The following is a 4,198-nucleotide window of genomic DNA, read 5'->3' as shown; positions in this document are numbered from 1 at the left end:
GATAGCAGTATCTGAAGTACCGAGATATCCTGTAAATATCTACATCTTGAGCAGTAGAATTAAATAACTAAGTTGATTAATGTTAAATATTAATTTGAAAGTATCTTAAAAGCCCCGGTGTTTTATCGCTGGGGCTTTTTCATTTTGCAACTTAAAATTATCTGCCTGGTATTTAACGTATTGATTATGCTGTAAGTCGTTATTTTTCCGAGCGCCTTGAATGGCTAACGCTGGCGTAAAATGCTCGTTTTGTTAACCCGTAGAGCCGGTTGAAGAACTGTCCTCTGTCAGGTCAGAGTTAAGACGGCTGGAGGAAGCAGGGCAGAGACAGGTGCTATCACCCGACCAGAAACCCACCGGAACCCCAGAAAGAAAAAAACGCCATCGGTTAACATCGTTCACTTAAGCCAAGCGATTAGGGGAAACGCCGGGATTTGATTCCCGGAGGGATGCCAAACCGGGTGGTCGCCCCGGGAATCCCAATCTTAAACTCACGGTGTTAGCCATAGTCGGTTGTTTCTAAATAGTGGTGCCCGGACTCGGAATCGAACCAAGGACACGGGGATTTTCAATCCCTTTAAAAGTGCCTATGAACTGCTTTCCTCTGCGTATGTAAAAGATAGATTCATTGGATTACCTTATCAAAAAAATGTTCTCACAGGGGCATCATTTCATAATCGGTTGCAAAGTAATCAAATTAAACTTACCAGAATTCTACCTTGTAAGAGGTAACATAGCGGCACTACCTGTGCTTATCACGGTGGTTATCTCCTCTTGATGCAATCTGCACCAAGAGCCTTGGTAACCAGTATTTTTGTTGCTAACTGAGAAGTGAAAATTACTATTCATGAGAAAATGGATATGAATATTTTAAGTGAGTTAATTGAAATAGGGAGTACTTTTCCTCCCTGGATTCAAATTTATATGTTAAAACGCTGATTATAAGGTTGAGAATGATTTTACTTATATCCTAACCACTCTCTAATTGTGTTCATTAATTGATTGAAATAAGATGTTTGCTTAGGTTTATCGTTCATGCTGGTTTCAGTATGATTATGTGAAGTAATATTTGTTTCAGATTTCTTCATTTTTAATGCTAAGTTTGCACTACGATTATTTTCTATTATATCGTTGTGCATATTTCCGGCCCAGATAATTTTATTGCCTCTTATCCAATAGTGAGATCTACATGGGAATTGCCAATTTCCTATAGATGGATGTAATGATATTTCTTTTCCATTATAAGTCATACTCCAATCAAGTGGAGAAAGTGGAGTAATTACCTCATTCTTACATCCGCATGCACATAGATGAGCTATCGTAGAATATGGCATAGAAACATACAGGATGCCTTCTTCTAATTGCTCGGGGATAAATTCAGTAAAAGTAATGGATAGAGTTTTCATTCTACTCTCTCCATAACCTTATTTGCTATTTTGTTTAACCCTAAACTGTAAGTCATTTCATACGAACTTATGTCGTCACAATAAAAACCAAATAGTTTTTTCCATTGTATGACAGCAAATGCTGCATTTAGGCAGTTTAATTCTACCAACTGAATATTTGATCTGTATACTTCATCATCTCTTGATATAGTTGGCAGTGATTTTAAAGGCGTATCATCCATATCTTTTGTATATAATGTAGAACGACAAGTGCCGAAAATACTGCTTTTGTCTTCAGTAAAACTTAATCCCATACCTACATCAATAAAGCTGATATTATGTTGGTATAGATAATCAGTGATCATCTTACGTGAAGTGGCGCTGTCTATGCTTATGAAGATAAAATCATAATTAATTAGTTCATGTAAGTTAGTTTCTGACAGCATTTCATTATGAGGAATGACTCCGTTTCTCAGATTACTATATGTTTGATAATAGTAATCACATTTTGTTTGTTTTTTTTCTAAGTCATCTATCGATGCGGCTCCAGGAGCACGAAATGAGTTATGTTGTTGGAATTGGTCTTTATCATATAAGTGTATTTCACTTACACAGGTCTTAGATATCATATCTAAAATATAAGAGCCAGTTCCACCCAACCCGATAATAGCTAGTTTCTGATTTGAAATTAGATTGTTGAGCTGAACAGTTCCAATACGAGCTGAAGCTGTATCTTGATATGTGAAAATGTCTTCATCATTAGTAAGGTAATGCGAAATAAATGTTTTCGCTGAAACATTTTCATCAATAGCTTTGGCTTGGCTCTCAATAACCCTAACGTAACTAGTAACCTGATGATAATAATCATCATAGCTACCTGACGGTGGTTTATTGGAAAACCAATGATTCCCTATGATGCCATTCCCAAGTGTTTGATTTGGAGTGGTGTGCTGAATGGCTGTTAATATTCTTCCATCAGGGTGGCAGGGATGTTCCCCATTGAAATACATTTGGTGTGTATTAGGTTTACCAACAACATCGGGGGATACTAAAACAAGATTAGTGATAAGGGTCCCTTTCAGGACCTCTTTATTGGAGTTTACATATGGTACTGAGTGAACCATAAGGAAACCATCTCTAATTTCGAGTTCATAGCCCTCATCCTGAAGTCTTTTCAGGCAAGGATTAAGATTTATCAGTTTGAGTGACATAAAAAATCATCCCGTCGGTTAATTGAACATATTGACCATCAACTATTGAGCCTTCTGGATTGCTAATTGGCCCTTTAGCGTAATCTACAGAATAGATTGATGTTTCCTTATTTTCGGCATGTTCATATGCCAGATGAACAACATCCCAGTAGCTAACCACGCGGCGATTTACGACCCGCATTTTTGCATTGACAATGATGTTAATACTGGTTTCCTGGGTATAAAGGCGCTCAACATTTGGCTGAGTAAGATCAATATGTTCATGGTCAGTAATGAGTTTGTCTTTCTCATTTTTCATTTCAAGCCATACGTCATTACTGTCAAAATCACACTCTGCGAGAGATTTTACTGTGGCCCCTGTTAAGCTTGGTGCGCCCCAATCAAACATTTTGCCATTAAGTGTAAAACGATAAGTGCGATCGGAGTTAAACATCAGGAACGTTTCAACTCCCTCTTTATCGAGAGTCGTTTTTTCTTCAGGACGAATCTCTTCAAGCAAACCATTTTTCAGCTTCTGGAACAGAACATACTCAACAATGTCTTTGACGCCAGCTACAAGAAGGATTTGAGCCCCTGTAGGAGTGAGATCATCGATCTCAACAATTTTGTCATTGATTTTTATGAATTTATTTTTCATGTGTTCTCCTTGGTATAGAACTCTGTAAGGGCAGAGGTATTGAACGATTTTGTTCGTTTCATCGAACTTGCAGCTATCATTGATCGATTTTTTCGTTCGGTCAAGTGTGTTTTTATCGTTCTTTTTACCGAAAATGTGTTGATTTTTTGCTCAATGGTTACTATGTAAAAGTACAAAAATGTTCGCTATACTAATAGGCATATGTTTTGGCTAACTTCAAAACGATAATGTTTATAACGAGTAATAGAGCACCAAGGAGAAAGCATGAGTTCTACATTGGGTAATAAAATCAATGCAAGGCGTAGGGAGTTGAAATTTAGTATTGATAGACTTGCTGAATTGTCTGGAACAAGTAAAAGCTATATTTGGGAGTTAGAAAATAGGGAAAGCTCTAACCCTTCGGCTGAAAAGATAGAAAATATAGCAAAAGCATTAGGTGTGACACCTCAATTTTTACTCGAAAGTAAAAGTGCTAATCCTGATGAGGATGTAATAGATGAGGCATTCTTTAGGAAATATAAAGGTCTTTCAGATAGCGATAAGAAAAAAGTGAGGAAGTTAATAGATGTCTGGGATGACGAGGATTGAATAATAAATGAAACCAAAGGCAGAGGCAAATAAGTTATCAAAGATCCTGAGCATTTTTTTGGGAGAGGATAGGTTTCCTGTTGATGTTGAATCCTTAGCGCTAGAGTATTCTAAAGAAACTTCTCCTAGTGATCCTATAGTGAAAATAAAAAAGAGTGATGTTGATAATTTTGAAGGTGCCTTAATTAAACATCCAAATAAAAGCCAATGGATGATTTTATATAAAGAAAATATTCGTTCAGAAGGTCGTAAAAGATTTACGATTGCGCATGAGTTAGGGCACTACATGTTGCATCGTGCTGAAATGGATGAATTTTTATGTACGTCTATAGTTGGTGAACAATCTCTATCAGTCCGCGGGTAATGACTCCAACTTA

Annotated in this window: 5 protein-coding genes; 2 read left to right on the top strand and 3 right to left on the bottom strand. The window is 36.9% G+C overall.

The genetic code is table 11. From position 1 onward, the window contains the following. Positions 1 to 959 precede the first annotated feature (959 nt). From LZ634_RS22275 to LZ634_RS22265, 3 genes are read right to left on the bottom strand one after another with little or no spacing between them, the layout of a single operon-like run. Positions 960 to 1,406 carry a DUF6527 family protein gene (locus tag LZ634_RS22275; protein WP_234508909.1) on the bottom strand — a complete coding sequence of 149 codons (447 nt, stop codon included), beginning with the start codon at positions 1,404 to 1,406 and terminating at the stop codon, positions 960 to 962. Further along, positions 1,403 to 2,596 carry a ThiF family adenylyltransferase gene (locus LZ634_RS22270; RefSeq protein WP_234508908.1) on the bottom strand — a complete coding sequence of 398 codons (1,194 nt, stop codon included), beginning with the start codon at positions 2,594 to 2,596 and terminating at the stop codon, positions 1,403 to 1,405. The genes LZ634_RS22275 and LZ634_RS22270 overlap by 4 nt, the downstream gene beginning before the upstream one ends. Continuing rightward, positions 2,571 to 3,233: a multiubiquitin domain-containing protein gene (locus LZ634_RS22265; protein ID WP_234508907.1), complete on the bottom strand. Its 663-nt coding sequence runs from the start codon at positions 3,231 to 3,233 to the stop codon at positions 2,571 to 2,573. Before LZ634_RS22265 ends, LZ634_RS22270 begins: the two co-directional genes overlap by 26 nt. A gap of 264 nt (positions 3,234 to 3,497) precedes the next feature. Here LZ634_RS22265 and LZ634_RS22260 point away from each other — a divergent pair, with 264 nt between their 5' ends. Both LZ634_RS22260 and LZ634_RS22255 read left to right on the top strand, forming a co-directional pair. Continuing rightward, positions 3,498 to 3,821, top strand: coding sequence for a helix-turn-helix domain-containing protein (locus tag LZ634_RS22260; protein ID WP_234508906.1), 324 nt, complete (start codon positions 3,498 to 3,500; stop codon positions 3,819 to 3,821). A 7-nt stretch (positions 3,822 to 3,828) separates the two neighbouring features. After that, positions 3,829 to 4,185 (top strand): ImmA/IrrE family metallo-endopeptidase, encoded by a 357-nt coding sequence (locus LZ634_RS22255; protein WP_234508905.1) that lies wholly within the window; start codon positions 3,829 to 3,831, stop codon positions 4,183 to 4,185. Positions 4,186 to 4,198: the final 13 nt, after the last annotated feature.

Origin of the sequence: Kluyvera intermedia (genome assembly GCF_021440345.1) — a bacterium.
Classification (GTDB): Bacteria; Pseudomonadota; Gammaproteobacteria; order Enterobacterales; family Enterobacteriaceae; genus Kluyvera; species Kluyvera intermedia_A.
The sequence above is the reverse complement of the archived record's forward strand: the minus strand, read 5'-3'. Positions and strand labels throughout refer to the sequence as shown.

Coding starts and splice junctions, on each gene's coding strand:
- LZ634_RS22275 (WP_234508909.1), bottom strand. CDS start 1,406: ATGAAAACTCTATCCATTACTTTTACTGAATTTATCCCCGAGCAATTA.
- LZ634_RS22270 (WP_234508908.1), bottom strand. CDS start 2,596: ATGTCACTCAAACTGATAAATCTTAATCCTTGCCTGAAAAGACTTCAG.
- LZ634_RS22265 (WP_234508907.1), bottom strand. CDS start 3,233: ATGAAAAATAAATTCATAAAAATCAATGACAAAATTGTTGAGATCGAT.
- LZ634_RS22260 (WP_234508906.1), top strand. CDS start 3,498: ATGAGTTCTACATTGGGTAATAAAATCAATGCAAGGCGTAGGGAGTTG.
- LZ634_RS22255 (WP_234508905.1), top strand. CDS start 3,829: ATGAAACCAAAGGCAGAGGCAAATAAGTTATCAAAGATCCTGAGCATT.